This window comes from Acidithiobacillus ferriphilus (genome assembly GCF_018854775.1).
Taxonomy (GTDB): Bacteria; Pseudomonadota; Gammaproteobacteria; order Acidithiobacillales; family Acidithiobacillaceae; genus Acidithiobacillus; species Acidithiobacillus ferriphilus.
Genome location: NZ_JAAZTY010000224.1, coordinates 1 through 2418, shown reverse-complemented (window position 1 = coordinate 2418; position 2418 = coordinate 1). Strand labels below are relative to the sequence as shown.

The 2418-nt window shown below is 63.4% G+C and carries 2 protein-coding genes; both read right to left on the bottom strand.

Annotated features, from left to right (window positions below):
- Positions 1-1242, bottom strand: a 1242-nt coding sequence (locus HF921_RS12615) for an aminotransferase class I/II-fold pyridoxal phosphate-dependent enzyme (RefSeq protein ID WP_215893936.1), incomplete at its 3' end; no start/stop codon positions are given.
- Position 1243: 1 nt separating this feature from the next.
- On the bottom strand, positions 1244-2418 hold a 1175-nt coding region (locus HF921_RS12610; protein ID WP_215893935.1), incomplete at its 5' end, for a beta-ketoacyl reductase.

The following is a 2418-nucleotide window of genomic DNA, read 5'->3' as shown; positions in this document are numbered from 1 at the left end:
TTTTTCGGGGACCGCCGGATAAATGATGGGCTGCACATGGACGCCCCGCCGCAAAAGTTCGCTGGATAGGTGCACCGCATGCAGGGAGCTTCCAAAAATGACGGGTATGATGGCGATCCCTGCGCTACTGCGGGTATCCAACCCAAGGGCCCGGATGCGATCGAAGAAATATGCCCCCCGTGCCTGTAAGGTGGCTACCCGCTCCGGTTCCGCTTTCAGGAGGTCCAGTGCCGCCTGGGCCGCGGCCGCCACGGGTGGTGACATCCCCACACTGTACAGAAATCCCGGAGCAAGATAGCGGAGGTTTTCGATCAGGGCTTTTTCTCCGGCCACGTAGCCGCCACAAGCGGCGAGCGACTTGCTCAAGGTGCCCATCCAGATGTCTGCTTCCCGAGGGTCGATGCCAAAGTGTTCGGCGATTCCCAGACCGCGCTGTCCAACAACGCCCAGCGCGTGCGCCTCATCGATCAGGAGCCACGCGCCGTAGCGTTTTTTCAGGTGAATCAAGGAGGGTAAGTCGGGGTAGTCGCCGTCCATGCTATAGATCCCTTCTACCGCAATGAGCAAGCGTTCGGCGCGATGACGGTGCTTCTGCAGCAATCGTTCGAGGTCAGCCATGTCGTTGTGACGAAAGGAGAAGCGCTGCGCGCGCGCGATCTGTATGCCCATCAGGATGCTGTTATGGGCGTATTCGTCATGCAGCACTATATCTTTCGGACCCAGAAGATGTCCGATGAGACTGATGTTGGTCCCATGACCGCTGACCATGACCAGGGCGTCATCGACGCCGTAGAGTTCCGCAATGCTCTGCTCAAGGTCGCGGTGCAGAGGCCGCTCTCCCGCGACGATGCGACTGGCGGAAACCGAAGTGCCATAACGGTCAATGGCGGCCTTGGCGGCGGCATTGACCCTCGGGTGCCCGGAAAGCCCAAGATAGTTGTAGCTGCCATAGTTGATCACCGGATGCCCGGCAATCTCACTGTGGGCCGCCGCCGTACCCGCATGCACATGAAAGAACGGGTTCTCCACACCAAAACGCCGGGCGCCTTCCCGCATCATGCGCACCTGGCGGAAGCCAGGCTGCTGATCAAAACGGGTGAAGGCCTCGGGTACGGCGGCATCTTCCTGGCGCGGCCGCGTCGCCGGCGCCGCATTCATCTGCTTCAGGCGCATCTCCAACCCCTTCTGAATGAGCTGTTCCTTGACTTGCGCGGCAAGGCTGCGGCGATGGGGTTTGTTCATCTCAGTGGTTCCCCGTGCCGGTGCGCAACGCCGCATTCATCTCTTGTTGGACGACGCCATGCGCCGCAGCCAGTCGCTGGAATTCGGCATCGGGGGTTTGCTCCGCCAGCGCGGTCTCCGTCGTATCCTTTTTCCGCAAGGTCTGCAGCAGCCGCTGGGCCAATTTGCCGGGCGTCGGTCCTTCGCTGAGCAGAAAGGCGGGTAACTTGATTCCCAAGCGTTCTTCCAGCGCCAGAGCCAGCTCGACCCCCATCAGCGAATCGAGCCCGAGTTGACCGAGATTTTGGTCCGGCGGAATTTTTTCGACGGCCAGCCGCAAGATCTGCCCGACTTCGCGGCGCACCAGCTCCGTCAGCAACGCCTGCGCTTCGCCCAGCGGCAGCGTCCGCAGTGTGGCGCAGAGATCCGCGTCGGTCGCGGCGGCGTCGTCCTCTACCCCACGCGACAACTCCGTAAAGCGCGGCGCCTGGGCCCCCGGCAAAAAGCGGCGTACCACGCCCCAGTCCAGATCGGCCACCACCAAGGCGTTGGTATTCGTCAGCAGCATCGACTCCAGGATATCGAGGGCCGTTGCCGCCCGCAGCGCTGCGCCGCCGAGTCGCTGCTGCAACACATCGCGCAGCTGCGGGTTACGAGCCAGGTAACCGATATCCCCAATCGCCCCCCACAGCACCGCGGTGGTCGGCAGGCCCTGGGCCCGGCGTTGCGTGGCCAGGGCTTCCATCCAGGTGTTCGCCGCCACGTAATGGGCCTGCCCAGGGTTGCCGAGCAGGGTGGTCACCGACGAGTACAGCACGAAGAAATCCAGCGGAGCGCCCTGACTATTCTGGTGAAGATGCCATGCGCCGGCGATTTTTGGGCGCAGCACGGCGTCTATCTGGGTCGCCGTCAGGTTTTGGGCGAGGGCATCGTCAATGACGGCTGCCGCATGGATGATGCCCCGTAAGGGTCCGATCTCCGCCGCGATCCGCGTAAACAGCGCCTGTACCTGCGCACCGTCGCCGACATCGCAGGGCAGGCAGTGCAGGTCGACGCCCGCCGCCGTCATCGCCGTCAACGCTTCTTGGCCGATCGCGTCGGGGCGTGCGGAGCGGCTGACCAGTACCAGCCGTCGCGCGCCCCGTGTCACCAGCCATCGTGCCGTCTCCAGCCCGAAACCGGAGAGCCCGACGGTGA